The sequence below is a fragment of the Rhizobium leguminosarum bv. trifolii WSM2297 genome (genome assembly GCF_000271845.1).
The window spans coordinates 1,193,292-1,208,341 of record NZ_JH719393.1; the positions used below are offsets into that span (position 1 = coordinate 1,193,292).

At 59.0% G+C, this 15,050-nt stretch carries 14 protein-coding genes and 2 pseudogenes; 10 read left to right on the forward strand and 6 right to left on the reverse strand.

Translation table 11 applies throughout. From position 1 onward, the window contains the following. Window positions 1-122: 122 nt before the first annotated feature. Entirely contained in the window at window positions 123-1,151 is a 1,029-nt protein-coding gene (locus RLEG4DRAFT_RS09350; RefSeq protein ID WP_003577208.1) for a LacI family DNA-binding transcriptional regulator, read from the forward strand. Between the two features lie 478 nt (window positions 1,152-1,629). Here RLEG4DRAFT_RS09350 and RLEG4DRAFT_RS09355 read toward each other — a convergent pair whose 3' ends face one another. Continuing rightward, window positions 1,630-2,685, reverse strand: a complete 1,056-nt coding sequence (locus RLEG4DRAFT_RS09355; protein ID WP_037093509.1) for a Fic family protein — start codon at window positions 2,683-2,685, stop codon at window positions 1,630-1,632. Window positions 2,686-3,139: 454 nt separating this feature from the next. Between RLEG4DRAFT_RS09355 and RLEG4DRAFT_RS09360 the strand changes: the two are divergent. From RLEG4DRAFT_RS09360 to RLEG4DRAFT_RS09390, 7 genes and pseudogenes are all read left to right on the forward strand, one after another. After that, window positions 3,140-3,466, forward strand: a pseudogene (locus tag RLEG4DRAFT_RS09360) (DDE-type integrase/transposase/recombinase); the annotation flags it as partial. 158 nt (window positions 3,467-3,624) lie between these two features. After that, window positions 3,625-3,825: a CBS domain-containing protein gene (locus tag RLEG4DRAFT_RS09365; protein ID WP_245277952.1), complete on the forward strand. Its 201-nt coding sequence runs from the start codon at window positions 3,625-3,627 to the stop codon at window positions 3,823-3,825. Then, a complete protein-coding gene (locus tag RLEG4DRAFT_RS09370; RefSeq protein ID WP_003577211.1) occupies window positions 3,752-4,291 on the forward strand; it encodes an NUDIX hydrolase in 540 nt (179 codons plus the stop codon). Before RLEG4DRAFT_RS09365 ends, RLEG4DRAFT_RS09370 begins: the two co-directional genes overlap by 74 nt. A gap of 1,302 nt (window positions 4,292-5,593) precedes the next feature. Next, window positions 5,594-6,718: a sugar ABC transporter substrate-binding protein gene (locus RLEG4DRAFT_RS09375; RefSeq protein ID WP_003577213.1), complete on the forward strand. Its 1,125-nt coding sequence runs from the start codon at window positions 5,594-5,596 to the stop codon at window positions 6,716-6,718. A gap of 82 nt (window positions 6,719-6,800) precedes the next feature. Beyond that, on the forward strand, window positions 6,801-8,354 hold the full coding sequence (locus RLEG4DRAFT_RS09380; RefSeq protein ID WP_003577214.1) for a sugar ABC transporter ATP-binding protein: 1,554 nt from the start codon (window positions 6,801-6,803) through the stop codon (window positions 8,352-8,354). After that, on the forward strand, window positions 8,351-9,331 hold the full coding sequence (locus RLEG4DRAFT_RS09385) for an ABC transporter permease (protein ID WP_003577215.1): 981 nt from the start codon (window positions 8,351-8,353) through the stop codon (window positions 9,329-9,331). The genes RLEG4DRAFT_RS09380 and RLEG4DRAFT_RS09385 overlap by 4 nt, the downstream gene beginning before the upstream one ends. Continuing rightward, on the forward strand, window positions 9,328-10,317 hold the full coding sequence (locus RLEG4DRAFT_RS09390) for an ABC transporter permease (protein WP_003577216.1): 990 nt from the start codon (window positions 9,328-9,330) through the stop codon (window positions 10,315-10,317). The genes RLEG4DRAFT_RS09385 and RLEG4DRAFT_RS09390 overlap by 4 nt, the downstream gene beginning before the upstream one ends. A gap of 159 nt (window positions 10,318-10,476) precedes the next feature. Here the strand turns inward: RLEG4DRAFT_RS09390 and RLEG4DRAFT_RS42530 are convergent. The 3 genes and pseudogenes from RLEG4DRAFT_RS42530 to RLEG4DRAFT_RS09400 form a co-directional block, all read right to left on the reverse strand. Continuing rightward, window positions 10,477-10,599 (reverse strand): annotated as a pseudogene (locus tag RLEG4DRAFT_RS42530) (3-oxoacyl-[acyl-carrier-protein] synthase III C-terminal domain-containing protein); the annotation flags it as partial. Window positions 10,600-10,844: 245 nt separating this feature from the next. Continuing rightward, window positions 10,845-11,417 (reverse strand): flavodoxin family protein, encoded by a 573-nt coding sequence (locus RLEG4DRAFT_RS09395; protein ID WP_003577218.1) that lies wholly within the window; start codon window positions 11,415-11,417, stop codon window positions 10,845-10,847. Window positions 11,418-11,519: 102 nt separating this feature from the next. Beyond that, a complete protein-coding gene (locus RLEG4DRAFT_RS09400; protein WP_003577219.1) occupies window positions 11,520-11,867 on the reverse strand; it encodes a DoxX family protein in 348 nt (115 codons plus the stop codon). Window positions 11,868-12,003: 136 nt separating this feature from the next. On the opposite strand from RLEG4DRAFT_RS09400, the gene RLEG4DRAFT_RS09405 reads away from it, so the two are divergent. Continuing rightward, window positions 12,004-12,576 carry a TetR/AcrR family transcriptional regulator gene (locus tag RLEG4DRAFT_RS09405; protein WP_003577220.1) on the forward strand — a complete coding sequence of 191 codons (573 nt, stop codon included), beginning with the start codon at window positions 12,004-12,006 and terminating at the stop codon, window positions 12,574-12,576. Window positions 12,577-13,036: 460 nt separating this feature from the next. On the opposite strand, the gene RLEG4DRAFT_RS09410 is transcribed toward RLEG4DRAFT_RS09405, so the two are convergent. Further along, a complete protein-coding gene (locus RLEG4DRAFT_RS09410) occupies window positions 13,037-13,741 on the reverse strand; it encodes a DUF899 family protein (RefSeq protein ID WP_003577221.1) in 705 nt (234 codons plus the stop codon). 441 nt (window positions 13,742-14,182) lie between these two features. Here RLEG4DRAFT_RS09410 and RLEG4DRAFT_RS09415 point away from each other — a divergent pair, with 441 nt between their 5' ends. Further along, window positions 14,183-14,662 carry a hypothetical protein gene (locus RLEG4DRAFT_RS09415; RefSeq protein ID WP_003577223.1) on the forward strand — a complete coding sequence of 160 codons (480 nt, stop codon included), beginning with the start codon at window positions 14,183-14,185 and terminating at the stop codon, window positions 14,660-14,662. 140 nt (window positions 14,663-14,802) lie between these two features. Here RLEG4DRAFT_RS09415 and RLEG4DRAFT_RS40770 read toward each other — a convergent pair. Next, the coding region (locus RLEG4DRAFT_RS40770; RefSeq protein WP_210161328.1) for a hypothetical protein at window positions 14,803-15,050 on the reverse strand (248 nt) is incomplete at its 5' end.

Consider the following 15,050-nt stretch of genomic DNA (forward strand, 5'->3'; position numbering starts at 1 on the left):
AAGCGGACCGAAGAGAAGAATACAGTTGGATACCGTTAGGTAAAGCGTTATGTGTTATTAGTAGGAAAGTTGCGTTTGCCGCGTGAAACGTAGCGAACGGGCTGCAGCGGACGAGGTGGAGAGTGGGAAAACGCGGGCGGATTACCTTACAAACGATCGCGCAAGAGGTCGGCCTCTCCAAATTTGCCGTCTCCCGCTCGCTGGCAGGCAAGAGCGGCGTCAGCGAGGAAACGCGCGCGCTCATTCGCGCAACGGCCGAGCGGCTGGGATACACGCGTCCTGCCGGCCAATCGCAGTCAAACGACATTGCCGTCGTGTTCCACGATCTCGATGCCGTTAACAGCGAGCTTTACATGCAGATCCAGAACGGCGTCCAGCGCGAGGCTCACAGGCTGGGGATGGCGCTGCGCATCCGCTGGACGCATAGCGCCGGGCAACTTGAGGAATTGGCGCACGCATGCGCGGGCCTGATGCTTGTCGGTCCGCATGATCGCGAAGCAGTGGCGGCGGCAACGGCAACCGGCATACCGATCGTGCGTTTCGGATGGGTCGATCCGCTGGAAGAGGCTGATCAGATCACTGGGACCGACCATGAGGCGGGGCAGGCGGTGCTTCAATATCTGGTTGGCCTCGGCCATCGATCAATCGTCTATGTCAGCGGCACACCCGGCTTCCGCGGGCGGCGTGAGCGGTTTTATGGGGCGCGTGAGATCGCCGAGCGGCACGAGGACGTCTCCTTGCAGGTCTTGGAGTTCGATGAGCAAAACGGCTTCGGCGCGGCATTCCGGGACCTGAAGAAGAGGGGTATTCCTCCGACGGCCTTTTTCTGCGCTCATGACGGTCTTGCGTTGACAGTCGTTTCCGAATTGCTGGGGCAGGGGTACCGGATCCCCGACGATGTTTCGGTCGTCGGCTTCGGCGACTTTTCGCCGGCGACCCAAATTTCGCCGCCACTGACGACGGTGAAGATGGAAGGGCAGGAGGCCGGTGCCGTCGGCCTCCGCCTGCTCATCGAACGCATCGAAAATCCACGGCTCTCCGGTATGCCTGCCCGGCGGGTGATGATTGCCTCACGGATCGTCGAACGCCGTTCTGCTGGTCCTTGTACAGGCTGCACCGAACCTTCCAGGGCGACGCTGGGGAGGCCCTAGCCGAGCACGCGCTCGATACGCTCCAGATGATGGCTTCGTACTGCTCCGGCGGGAGGATCCTCGCAGGCCTCTATCTCCACAACCGTCAGTCCCGTTGCAATCGCAAGATCTTCGAGGCTTAGCCCCTGGCTAATTGAGCTAGCCTGTGGGGAATCGTCATAGAAATTTTTTCTTTGGCGAAACGGCCCATTTTTACTCCGCAATTGACGCCGTTAACCGCAGGCGCGGGCGACATTGTTCCTCATCAGGGTCTACTTCAAAGGGCCGGTATGATCAGCCGCCAGCGCGTTTTCGAAGTCGCTCGCCTTGTCCTTGTGGCGGCGGCGCCCCTCTTCAGCGGCCTCTGAAGACTGGTGGGCATGACCGACATCGTCGACGCGACGTCGGCTATCTTACGCGGCGACTTGTTTCTTGAGGGTCGCTGGTTCAAATCCTTTCAACTGCAAAAACTATTGAGATGGGCCTGACATCCGCATCATCAGGAAAGGCCGTACCAGGCGCCGCGGCCGGCACCGTGGAGGGCGAGGTGCCCTTGATCCACGAGTGTCTTGAGATGATCCTTGATGGTGTGACGGCTTGCATCGGTGATCCGTGCAGCCTCCGCGACCGTAATCCGCCCGTGCTCGCGCACCAACTCGAGCAATGTAACGGATAATTCCGGCATGTCGGCGAGGATAATTCGCTCGCGCTCCATTTTCTTCTCAAGCCGGGTCTTCTGCCGATGCAGGGCTCTCAAAAAGAACTCGATCCAGGGATTCCATTCGGGCTCTGCGCTGCGGATCGTTCCCTGCGTGCGCCGGAGCGAGATGTAATAACTCTCCTTGCTTTGCTCGATGATGCTTTCGAGCGAGCTGTAGGGGACGTAAGCGTAGCCGGCCTGCAAGAGCAGCAAGGTGGTCAGAATGCGCGAGAGGCGGCCATTGCCATCCTGGAACGGATGAATTTCCAGGAAAACGACAACGAAGATCGCGACAACCAAAAGTGGATGGAGCCGCTTTTCTCGCCATTGCTCATCCAGCCAGCCGATCAGTTCTTCCATTCGACGCGGCGTATCGAACGGCGATGCCGTTTCGAAAATGATGCCAAGGCTCTCGCTCTGTTCGTTAAACGCTTCCACGTTGTTCGAGAGGGTTTTGTATGCGCCGCGATGCCGCTCGTCCTTTGTCGAATACGCAAGAAGGTCGCGGTGGAGCTGACGGATATGATTCTCGGTGAATGAAATAGCTTCGTAAGCACTGAAGATGGTCTCCATCACCTCCGCATAGCCGGCAACCTCTTGCTCGTCGCGTGTCGTAAACGACCCCAGGCGAATGTTTGCCAGCAGCTTTTCGACCTCTCGGTCGGTAAGGCGTGCCCCTTCGATACGTGTGGAGGAACCGACGCTTTCGATCGTGGCGATACGCCGGAGGCCGGACAGCCGCTCAGGAGCGATCCGGCCGATCGCACGCCAAGCACCCTTGAATTCGTCGATTTCGGCGATCAGCGACAAGATTTCGGGCGTGATCCGGACGGTCGCCGTTTTTAGAAATTTCATTTTCCCATCCATTCCCATCCAATTCTCGAAACACTCTCATGGACTATTTATCCATCCGTTTCCATCCAATTTCTACGACATAATTTGTCAGATCTGTTAGTGGATCGTGCGCTGACTGGGCCAGTCTCACTCGAGCGGATCCCGACTCTTGCAGCGAGAAGAGAATACGTACGAGGACGCTGCGAGCCGGTCCCCTCCTATGTCGTTTGCAAGGCACGGGCGGCCGAGAACGAGCACTGGGATTTCAAAGCCTCTGACGTCTCTAAAAGTTCGGATGAGATCGACACGAAACAAAAAGCGCGGTCGTAGGAGCGGCTCAACACCTGGAGCCTATTTCTCTCAAGTACTCAATCTGCAGGATCTGGGGTGACCCCCTGTGCCCGGTCGTCGAATGTCTTGTATTGCGGCGTTGTCACATTGATTTTCGTCAAACGATTGCGGTAGACGCTCACGGATGAACAGCGCGACGCCGACCTACAAGAATCATCGCTTCCCTATTGAAACCGTCGCCCCAGCAATCTGGCTGTATTTCTGGTTCAACGTCAGCCTGCGCGAGGAAATGATGCTGGAGCGCGGTGTGGCAGTCTCGTATGAAACGATCCGCCAATGGTTCGCACGGTTCCATGTCACAGCGCGGTTGCACCGCAAATCGCCTTCTTCCGGCGACGTGTGGCATCTCGACGAGGCTGTCGTTCGCATCGGAGGGAGAAAGTGCTGGCTGTGGCGCGCCGTGGATCAAGACGGATATGTATTGTCAGGTGCGGCCGATGAGAGGCGGGACTTCACAAGCGTGGCGACAATTTCAGCATCCGGGATGGTCGCGAGGGACGGCAACCGATCGTATGTTGCGGTACGTCAAGGCGGCCACCAAACCGGTATGGTATCGTGCACGCTCTTCTAGCTGGAGCCGTACACATGACAATCCCCGCAAAGTCTGTGATGACAACGAATTTGATTACGGTGTCGCCTGAAACCACCGTGGCCGAGGCCGCTCGGCAAATGCTGATCCACCACGTCACCGCAATACCAGCTGTGGACCCCGATAACCGGCCGCTCGGATTGATCAGTGAAGGCGACGTCATTCGCCAACGTACTCTGGACCAAGCATCTTTCTTGCCACGAAAAATCGGCCTATCGTAGGGCTATGTTGCAGCGCCCGTCATCCCGCCTTCTCGTCCTCAACAACCAGGACCAAGTGCTTCTGTTCAGGTTCGAGCCCAAATCAGGACCCTTGAGCGGTCGAATCTTCTGGGCGACACCCGGCGGCGGGGTGGAAGATAACGAGACGTATGAAGAGACTGCGCTTCGCGAGTTGCATGAGGAGCTCGGGATCACTCGAGACCATCCCGGACAACAGGTTGCCCAACGAACCGTCGTCTTAACACTCTACAACGGAAACGTGGTCGAAGCCGATGAACGATATTTCATGATACGCATCAACGAGCCAGCAATCTCCGATGCCAACTGGAGTCTCCTTGAGCGGGAAGTCATGGCTGCCCATCATTGGTGGAGCCAGACCGAGCTTCGCTCCACTACGGAGCAGGTATGGCCAGCGGACTTGGAAGACATTCTAGTAGGCGCGGGCGCATGGCAGGCGACGCTTTGAGCCTACTCGCAAGGTTTCGGTTCCGCCAAAACTCCTGGCATTCCCCGTCGGCCCCCGCAGGCCGCGACTGTTGTGACGCCAGGATTGAGCCACAAGCGGACATTGCAACTATCGCAGAATTCCCTAGTATGCGCCGCCGCAAAGGTTCGGAAAACAGGGTGCTCAACAACGATCCAGCTCGTCAGAGACCCGGGTTCACATGAACGGTCCGCCATTGCCGCGTCGCTGATTGAGTTCAAGGCGTCTCGTACTGGCGTCCGACTGAAGATAAACTGCTGGTCTTAACTGCCACTGGGCCCGAAACAGGAAATATTGTTGGTGGGCGTTGGGGCAGCACGGTCGATCTACCGGTAGTGCCGGAAGCGCTTCGCCAGGGTGTCATTGGCCGTCGTGTCATGGCCCTCGCTGCGCAAGAGGGCGGTAGATCGCGGCTGCCGAGGTTCGTGGCTCACGACCAATAGCTTTCGGGCGCGCGGGTTTTACGAACGGCTTGGGTACGAGGCCCTCGGGATCATCGATGATTTTCCACCGGGACTGCTTCATCTTTCTGGGGAAGCGATTTGAGACGCCAGGAGATTTCGGCGCACACTCGTTCTCGACGATCGGTAATTTCATCGGGCCTTCGAGATCAGGGCGCATAAGAGGGCTTGCCAGATAGTGGAAGACAGTTCTCAGGATTGGAAGCGCCGGCGCACGACTGTCGCGACATAATCATTATCGCGCCGTTTGGCGCCGGGCGCGCATCCTGCCGGGATTCTCCTACGGCGCTGGCAACCAGCAATCCGTCTCCACGAGCTCGCTCGCGTTCAGCTCTCGACCAGTCTTTTGTAGCGAGGATGAAAAGAAACGGATTTAGTCGGATCATGTAGCCCAGATCTACGCATCCCAATTCGACCGAGCCAAGTTCTGCAAGCTAGCAGCTTTGGGCGACTTAGGTGCCTTAGAGCCTGCTCGTGCAATTTCGTTGCTACGACAAGCTCCAGTGCCACGGCATCGTGCGAAGTCAATTTGCGGCGCCCAAACAGCAGCTTAAGGACAAGCCCCGGGCGACCCTAGCTGCTCCGGGTGAGCCTGAGAATCTCGCGTTGATCAGGTCATTGCGTGCTTCTTTACAATCATGATTGGCAGCGCTACCATCGGATGCGTGACGCCCTCGGGAGGAGCCCATCCGGCGTCATTTGGAGAGCGTATCGACATGCATTGCCGGACCGGCAACCACTGCAGAACAACTGCAGCGGACAGTCGATGATTCCGACACCCATTCGATGCCGATCCCAACATGGCAACAAATGGGAGGATTCGATGTACAAGACGTTGGTCGGCGGCCTTCTCGCCGCTGCTGCATTTACGCTTTCCCACTCCACGGCTCTTGCCCAACCGGAAATTGTCAGTGGGCCTGCGGCCGAGGCTGACTGCTTCGTGCCGTGGACGGCGGATACCAAGTTCTTCAAATTTCCGAAAAAAGACGGGCCTTATCGCATCGCGCTAGCCAATGGGTATATCGCCAACACCTGGCGCATTCAGATGATCCAGACCGCGAAAGCCTATGCCGCTCAGCCGGATGTCGCCGCCAAACTCAAGGAGTTCAAGGTCGTTTCCACCGGTGAGGACGTGCCGGCGCAGATTTCGGCGATCAACAACTTCATCGATTCCGGTTACGACGCCATCGTCGTCAATGCCCAGAATCCGACGGCATTCGGACCGGTCATCAAGCGCGCAAAGCAGGCCGGCGTCGTCCTGGTCGCCTTCGACAATATTCTGGATACGCAAGACGCAATCAACGTCAACGTCGACCAGAAGGGCCTTGGCGTGTTGTGGGCGAACTGGCTAGCAAAGCACCTTCCTGACGGCGGCAAAGTTCTCGAGGTGCGCGGGGTTGCCGGAACGTCAGTCGATACCGACCGCCACAACGGCATACACGAAACCCTGGATGCCACCGGCAAGAAGTGGGATGTCGTCGAAGTGCTCGGCAAGTGGGACGACCCGACGGCACAGAAAGCCACCGCCGACGCGATAGCCGTGCACAAGAAGTTCGACGGCATCACCGCGCAGGGCGGCGATACCGGCGTCGTGCAGGCAATGATCGATGCCAAACATCCGTTCGTGCCTTTCGGTGGCGAAACGGAAAACGGCTTCCGCAAGTTCTGCGCCAAATATGCTGGTGAAGGCCTGAAATGCTCATCGGCCGGCACCGGGCCTGCCCAGGTGGCAGTTGCCATCAAGACGGCGATCGCAGCACTTGAAGGACAGGTCGTGCCGCAGTCCATCAAGCTGCCGCTGGCAATTGTCGAAGACCCGAACTTCAAGGAGGGCCAGGACTTCTATCCGGATCAGTCGGACAATTTCTTCGTCGGCAACGCTTTTCCCACCTGCGGCATCAATTTTACCGCGCAGGAGATCATGGGGCAGTCGAAGGAAAACAAATAGGCCGGGGTCCAACCGGATCGCTTGAGCGGCGTGCCGCGGCTCTGCCCGCGGCGCGCGAGAAACACTTGCCCCGAGGACATTCATGACGGCACCAGAAAAACCGGCGGCAACCCCGCTCTTTGAGATGAGCGGTGTATCGAAGCGTTACGGAGGCGTGCATGCGTTGGAAAACGCCAAACTCACCGTGGAATCCGGGAAAATCCACGCCATTCTCGGCGAGAACGGCGCGGGCAAATCCACGCTGATCAAGATCATGGCCGGCGTCGTCGCGCCGGATGAAGGCCGCATGCTGCTCGACGGGCATCCGGTGACCTTCCGCTCCCCGGCCGAGGCTTCCGCCGCCGGCGTCACCTGCGTATTTCAGGAACTCTCGCTGATCCCGGACCTCAGCGTCGCCGACAACATCTCTATCGCCGCTCCGCCGCGCCGTTTCGGCCTGATTGACCGCAAGGCGCAACGCGTCATCGCCGAGGAGATGCTCGCGCGGGCAGGCGCCAGCGACATTCATCCGCGCGAGCTGGTCAAGGACCTGCCGCTCTCGCGCCGACAACTGGTGGAGATCGCGAAGGCGCTCGCCTGGAAACCGCGCATTCTCATTCTCGACGAAGGGACGTCGGCACTGACGGCAGCCGATGTCGCCGAGGTCTTCTCCGTTTTGCGACGGCTGAGGTCCGAAGGGCTGGCACTCCTTTACATTTCTCATCGCATGCAGGAGATCGCCGAATTGGCGGATCAATGCACGGTCTTGCGCAATGGCCGCAATGTGGCGAGTTTCCCGGCAGCCACGCGCAGCGATGGCGAGATCGTCGAAATGATGATCGGTCGGGAATACAGCCGCGCCTTCCCGCCGAAACCGGAACGGCTCGCGAAGGATGAAGTCCGTCCGGTCTTGGAATGCCGCAAGCTCGGCTGGGCGGATAGGCTGCACGACATTTCGCTTACCGTCGGTCGTGGTGAAGTCGTCGGCCTTGGAGGCCTGGATGGACAAGGGCAGCGCGAGCTGCTGCTTGCGCTCTTCGGCGTCCTGCGCGGGATCACAGGTTCCGTCCTTGTCGACGGCAAGGCGGTTACGCTCGCAAGCCCGGCAGCGGCAAAATCCGGACAGATCGGCATGGCGCTCATCCCCGAGGACCGCAAGACGGAAGGCTTGATGCTGCCGATGACGGTCCGGGAAAATCTATCCTTTGCGGTACTGGACCGGGTGTCCAGAGTGTGGGTGATAGATCAGGAAAAGGAAGAACGGTTGATCGAGGAAATGGTACAGCTACTGGCGATCAAGACGGCAGGTCTCGACATTCCGGTCGGAGCGCTCTCCGGCGGCAACCAACAGAAGGTCGTCATCGCCAAGTGGCTGATGCGCAAGCCGCGGATCATTCTGCTCAACGATCCGACACGCGGCATCGATGTGGGCACCAAGCAGGAGATCTATCAGTTGCTGCGGCGCTTGGCCGAAGCGGGAGCAGCCATTCTCTTTTATTCGACGGATTACGACGAGTTGATCGGCTGCTGCGATCGCGTTCTCGTCTTCTACAACGGCAGCATCAGACGCGAATTGAAGGGCGACGGCATCACGGAGCATGCGTTGGTGGCGAGCGCACTGAATGTCGGCAGCGAGAATGTGGGGAGCGCGGCATGAAGGAGTGGCGTTACCGGTTGGGCGAACGGCGCGGCACGCTGATGGCAGCCGGCATATTCCTCGTCATGTTTGCAATCTACGTCTCCAATCATCCCGCCGGACTGACGGCCAATGTCGTCCAGACCGCGGCGAACAAGGGCGTGCTGCTTGCCTTCGTCGCGATGGCTCAGACGTTGGTGGTGATTACCGCCGGCATCGACCTCTCAGTCGGCATGATCTTCATCCTGACCAATGCGCTGGCCTCCTGGCTCGTGCTCGGCTCGCCGCTTGAAACTGCTCTTGGCGTGATGGCCGTCCTGGCTGCCGGTCTTGCCTGCGGCGCGCTCAACGGCTTGATCGTCATCTATGGACGGTTGCAGCCGATCGTTGCCACGATCGCCACCGGCGCTGTGTTTTTCGGCATCGCCCTCCTGCTGCGACCCTTTCCCGGCGGATCGGTCAACGAGGAACTGGCAGACGTCATGACAGGCAAGGTCTTCGACCTCTTGCCGGCCAGCCTTGTCGCTCTCATCGCCGTCGTTCTCGTCATATGGGTACCGTTCAGCTGCTCCCTGATCGGGCGGGCAGCCTATGCCTCCGGTTCATCGGAGATCGCGGCTTATATGTCCGGCCTGCCCATCCGCCGCGCGAAATTTACCGCCTATGCGCTCGCCGGTCTTCTTGCGTCGATTGGCGGGCTCTTCCTTACCTTCTTCACCTTCACCGGCGAGGCAGCCTTTGCGAGCGGCAATGCCTATACGCTGTTCTCAATCGCTTCGGTGGTGCTCGGCGGCGTATCCCTGTTCGGCGGCAAAGGCAGCGCGATCGGCGCAATCTTCGGAGCCCTCGCCTTCAGGACCATCGGCGACCTGCTCTTCGTCTTCGATTTCGATCCGCTGTGGCAGCCGCTGTTCCAGGGTGTGGTGCTGCTCGTCGCGGTGAGCCTTGGCGCGTTCGCATTGTTCCGTGTGCGCAATCGCCTGGAATGGTTCGGATGAACAAACTGATGCGAGAACACTCGGTGACCCGGCTTTCCAAGTTCATGCATCGGCTCGACCCTGCCATAGCCACCGCCTTCGCCTGCATTTTCCTGCTGCTCATCATCGGCAGTTTGTATTCGGCGAGTTTCCTGTCGCCGGAATATCTCCTGCAGCAGCTGAAGGTCGCATCCTTTCTTGGCGTCATCGCCACAGGCATGATGATCGTCGTGCTGCTCGGCCAGATCGATCTTTCCGTACCGTGGTCTGTCGCCGTCGGCGGAATGATGGCGTGCGCGGCTGCCGCTTACGGCCCGCTCGGCGAGGCTCTGGCCATTCCCTTCGGCATTGCCTGCGGCATGGCGATCGGGCTCGCCAACGGGATCGGCGTCGCCTATTTGCGCATCCCCTCGATGATCATCACGCTGGCGACCAACGCCGTCGCGCAAGGACTGATGGTCGTCTATACTGGCGGCTTCTCGCCGCAGGATTCGGCAACATTTGCGATGCGCTATCTGGCAACCGGCTTCCTTCTGCCCGGGCTACCCAATGCCGTTCTCATCTGGGCGGTCGTCGGCGCCGCAACGGTCTTCGTCCTTAACCGCACGACATTCGGCCGGTCCGTCTATGGTATCGGCAATCGGGAGAGTGCCGCCTATCTTTCCGGTATCAATACCCGCTGGATCGTCATGATCGCCTTCATTGCCTCAGGGGCGCTGAGCGGCTTCGGCGGTGCCCTGCTTGCTGGCTATGCCTCGAAAGCGGCGCAGTCCATGGGCGATGCTTATCTCCTGCCCTCGATCGCCGCCGTCGTCCTCGGCGGAACCTCCATTCTCGGCGGCAAGGGATCCTATCTCGGCACCGTTGCCGGCGTGATCCTGATTACGCTGCTGCAATCGATCCTCTCCGTCATGCAGATGCCGGAGGCAGGGCGGCAGATCATCTACGGCGTCGTCATCATCGCCATGCTTTTGCTTTATGGCCGCAGCCCGGCCAACCGGCAATAGCGCGGCTGCGTTGCTGCAAGGCCGGATCAAAATCGCAGGACCACCGCGCCGCCCGTCAGTCCGGCACCCGCCGGGCCAGAAGGAGCGTCTCTCCTGGAACAACCGGCGCTCGTCGTTGGCAATCGTCAGCGACAGCGGAATGGTCGCGGCGGACGAATTGCCGTAATCGCCAATCGTGTTCACCGTCTTCGCAGTCGGGATACCCAGCTTCTCGCACAAAGCATTGAAGATTCTTGTATTGGCCTGATGCGGAATAAAGCGGCTGATATCCTCTACCGCAATCCGTGACTGGTCGAGTGCCCGCTTCGAGGTGACGACGGAAAATCACCGATTGCCAAACGCATAGCTACTTCCTGCGAGGGATCTCCGGTTCGATTCCTTTCAAGAGCTAGGATCCGGTTTCAAGGCGGTTGGCACACGCTGTCAGCTTCGGCTTAACGTGGTCATACACGCTACAAGCCTAAACCTTCCGCGCAAAGGCGCGGAAGGACTTTGTCAGATAAACGTGCAGTTCATTTGATGCCTGTTCAAGACTTTCGTTGTCGCGCGATGCCTGCAACTCTCGCCCCGTAGAGACGTCCGGTCTCGAGATCACCGACAGACATTTCCACTGGCGCCGCGTCGGCATCCGACTGCGCCATCGGGCCGAGGTACGATCCCATTCGGTTTACATCGTCTCTCAAAGACGACTTGGTGTTCGATGGCTTGATGCCCAGGCTCACCCACAGGCCGCCATGCTGCCCCGCAAGAAGAGCAAAATATTGCAGGGTGTTCAACTTGTCACCGTTGAGGCTGGCGCTGTTGGTAAAACCGCCGAAAATCTTATCCCGCCACTTTACGGAAAACCACGGCTTTGAGGATGCATCCGCGAACTTCTTAAACTGCCAGCTCGGTCCGCCCATGTAAGTCGGCGCGCCGAAGATGATGACGTCGGCGGCATCGAGCGCCGCCCATCCGTCCTCGGAAAGGTTGCCCTCGGCGTCGATGGCATGAAGCGTCGCTCCGGCTCCTTCGGCGACGGCCTCCGCCATGCGGTGGGTATGGCCGTAGCCGGAATGGTAAACGACCACGCTGTTGGAGGATGAGTTGGATATGGTCATGACTGGCTCCTTGCGCCGTGGCTGTGCGCCTCGCCGACGGGTTTCGGCGCGGTTCGACATTCGGCGGTTTTGATGGTTGAGATCGACGGTTTCCCGTCAAATTTATGAGAACTGGACGAATGCAGCGATCAGCAACAGCAGCAGGAATGCCGCTGGCGGCGGGATGTGGCGGAAGTCACGCGCTCGCAGGATTGCGAAGATCGCCGCGACCATGATGCAAACCCCAAGCGCCACTCCAAGGGCGAATGTCGGGCGCAGGAGAAGAAGAACAGCCGTCATAAATTCAAGCAGCGCGGTGACCCAGCACCACCACCAAGGAAATCCGTAACGCACGAATTCTTCGCGGATCGGCTTGCGGCCACTGGCGTTGACGACGCTGCCGATGAGAAACGCCGCCGCGGCCGCCAGCGTCGCGGCATTACCGAGTGAAAACGATATCAGGTTGGACATTGGAAGACCCTAATGGTTTCGATCGCCATGTTTGCGATAGCGATAAACCTAAAACTAGCAGCGCTAGTTTGTCAAGCATTGCCACGAATAATTAAGATCGCTAAAGTCAGAGCGACGGATCGAAGGTGGTGGAAACATGGGTATCAGCGAGCGGAAAGAGCGGGAAAGAGCGGAGCGGGAGCAGCGGATCATCGCGGCGGCAAGAATGCTTGCCGAACGAGATGGCTGGGCTTCAGTCACCGTCCGGCGCCTTGCGCAGGAGATCGAATACAGCCAGCCCGTACTCTACGCCCATTTCGAAAACCGGGACGCGATTGTCGGCGCAGTCTCGCTCAAGGGTTTTGAAGAACTGGGGCCAACGTTGCGGGCGTCTGTCCCCGCAGGTGCATCTCCAGAAGAGGCTATCGAAGCCGTCGCCACGGCCTACCTTGAATTCGCATTCGAAAGGCCAGCTCTGTACGAAGCCATGTTCGTTCTGCCGAGCGGTCTTCGGTTCGCGAAGTCCGATACGCCTCAAGTCTTGCGCGAGACGTTTGGGGCTATGATGGGGGTCGTTGATCGGTTTTGCGCTGACGCTGAGGTAGCGACCGAAGCCTTTTGGGCTGCGTTACATGGATTGGCGGAGCTTGAGCGCCATGGTCGGATCAGGGCGGCGTTCCGCAGTGAGCGGGTTAGGCATATTGTGGCGATGTTTGCGAAGGGAAACTAAGCTACCAGCAAGGTATTTCGGTTATGCGGTATCCGCTTCGGCCGTACGAATAGCCGCCAAGGAGGGAGCCATGGAAGCGAGGCGCATGCCAATACTTGTAAATGCGTTTCATCAAGTGCTTGGCTAGTAACGGTCGCCTGTCGGATACGACGATCCTTTTGCCTGGCGCTGATGGCCGCGTTGATCCTCCTCCGGCGAAGAATTAGGACGCCAGGCACTTCACCGGCGGCGACGCTCAGCAGATCCTGCTGGGCGCCGGTCATGACGTGTCGCAAGAAGCATCGGTCGCTTTTTCTGACGCGATCCGGGAGCTAGGGCGAACCGGTCGATCTCGGCAAAGCCGGAGAGAACGAATGTTGCACCGAGCGACGACGAGTAGGTGGTCTGGGCGAAGCTCGTCCATCAGCAAGCCGATAAATCAGACATGTAGGCTCGCGCCCGACAACCACCGCGATCGAGTTCAATAGTTGAGCTTCGGATACCAATCCGTGCCGCGGCCAGCCGGCGTCATGTCCAGAATGTTCCAGAGCGGGGCGATATCCACCGCCCCCCTTGGATCTTGGCCGGGATCCGCCGCTTCTGCCGGCATCTCGCCATTGTAGAAGACACGAACGTCGTCCCCATCCTTCCGGTAGACCGTGAATCCCGGATACTCTGATCCCTCGTCGTCAAGCACGCCTAAGTCCCGGGCATAGTCGTCGCCGACAGTCTGGACGAAATCAAGGTCACGCCATCCGCGTTCGATAGCGAACGCACGTTGTCGCTCCACCGGGCTGCGACCGATGATCTTGAATGCGACCCTCTGTTTGACGTCGGCGCCGTTGCCGTTCGCTCCGCCCAGGAAGTTCGTGCACATCGGACAGGGCCGTTCCCGCTGCGGGCCGAACATCCAGAAGTACGTTACAAGGGTATCATGATGCCCGAAAAGGCCTGCCAGACCGAGCTCCAGACCGTTTTCGTCCTTGAAGCGATAATCCTTTTGTACGAGCGGGCCGGGAGGCAGGCGCCGGCGTTGCTCCGCAAGCCTGGTGAGATGTCGTCGGACCTCGATCTCTTCCGCCAACAGGGCCGTCCTCGCCTCGGCGTAGTCCACAGTTTCGTTTATGAACCTGCTCACACGTTTCGCGGCCAGTTCCTTCGCAGGCTTCAATTCGATCATGTCCATCTGCTTGCTCCCTCGATCCATTACGACCGTTTCGTTATTCGACCAGCATTCGGGTACCCTGCGCATTGCGGAAGTCGAAAGGCGCGCTTGATGGTTTTCGGCGGCCTCACTTGTAATAGACGTACGAGGAGATCAGTTCTCGACAAGGGCCCAATGTTTTTTTTGATTTCGGCTCGCGATGGGCTGATCGCCGCCTCGCGAAGAGATTCTGGAGACGCCCCTCAGGAGACCGCCGTCCGCCCGGTGGGGGAGGGGCGTCTTCACTCGCCAGCAAGCTGACATTCTCCAGAAATTCCAGTCGTCTGTCTCGACCCCTCGACAGCGATGCACGAGGAAGCACATCCGCAAGGGGCCGGGAGCGGTATTGCCTTTCCGGGAGACCGATCCAGCCCTATGATTCAGAGGCACCTGCGTGAAAACCCAGGCAGATTGGAGAGAGCGATGCGGAAGTGTTTAGGCGTGCTAACGGCAGGCGTCTTTCTCCTCCAGCCATGCTTCTTCGCCAACGCACAGGCACCGAATGCGCTGGAGAGGGCCATCGGAGATGCGCAGCCATGCAGGTCGTTGAAGACCAAGGTATCGAGCTTCGGCATCAGTGTAGAGGTAGGCGTCGACAAGCTCGATTCCGTAAAGATCGAAAACCTGCAATTGTCGGTTAATGGCGACACCGCGGAGGCGAGCGCCCGCGGCACGCTTGCTTGCAAGACCTCAGACGAAGCGCTGGTCGAAGGAGGGTTTTCAGCGACTGCTGAGGTTCGTCTGAACATCGACCTGGCGACCTGCAAGGCGACCGAGACCTCCATTGAGATCGTGAAGACCGGTGGCCGGTTCGGCGACATCGTCAAGGGGCTGGAGACTGAAATCTCCGGCGCCCTCCGGCGAAGTCTGGAGAAGAACTTGGCCAAGCTTTGCGAAAAGTGATCGGCGGATCGACACCATTAACCGAGAACCTGTCTGGTTCCCGTACGCTTTCGGACAGATTACGTGCCATTCGGATCTCGTCGGCGAGATGTCAGGCTAGATAATCGGCGCCCATATCCTATGGTGGCCGGTGATGGGTTTCAGGGCCAATAGGAGGCGTCCTCGTCGGCACAGTCTTCAGGGCTTAAGCCTTCTGCATGGAGCGATAGCCAGTAAGCCCGCGCAACGGTCCGCGCATATTCAGAGGGTTCCTTGCCAAACGGCAAACCTTTTTCGGCCGAGAGCTCCCAAATCCGTTTTGTGAAAAGGACGGTGAATTCGTCTTCGTCCAGCATCTGCAAAAAACAGAACCTCCGCAGCCGTCTTGTTGAGGATGGCGCAGAGTGCA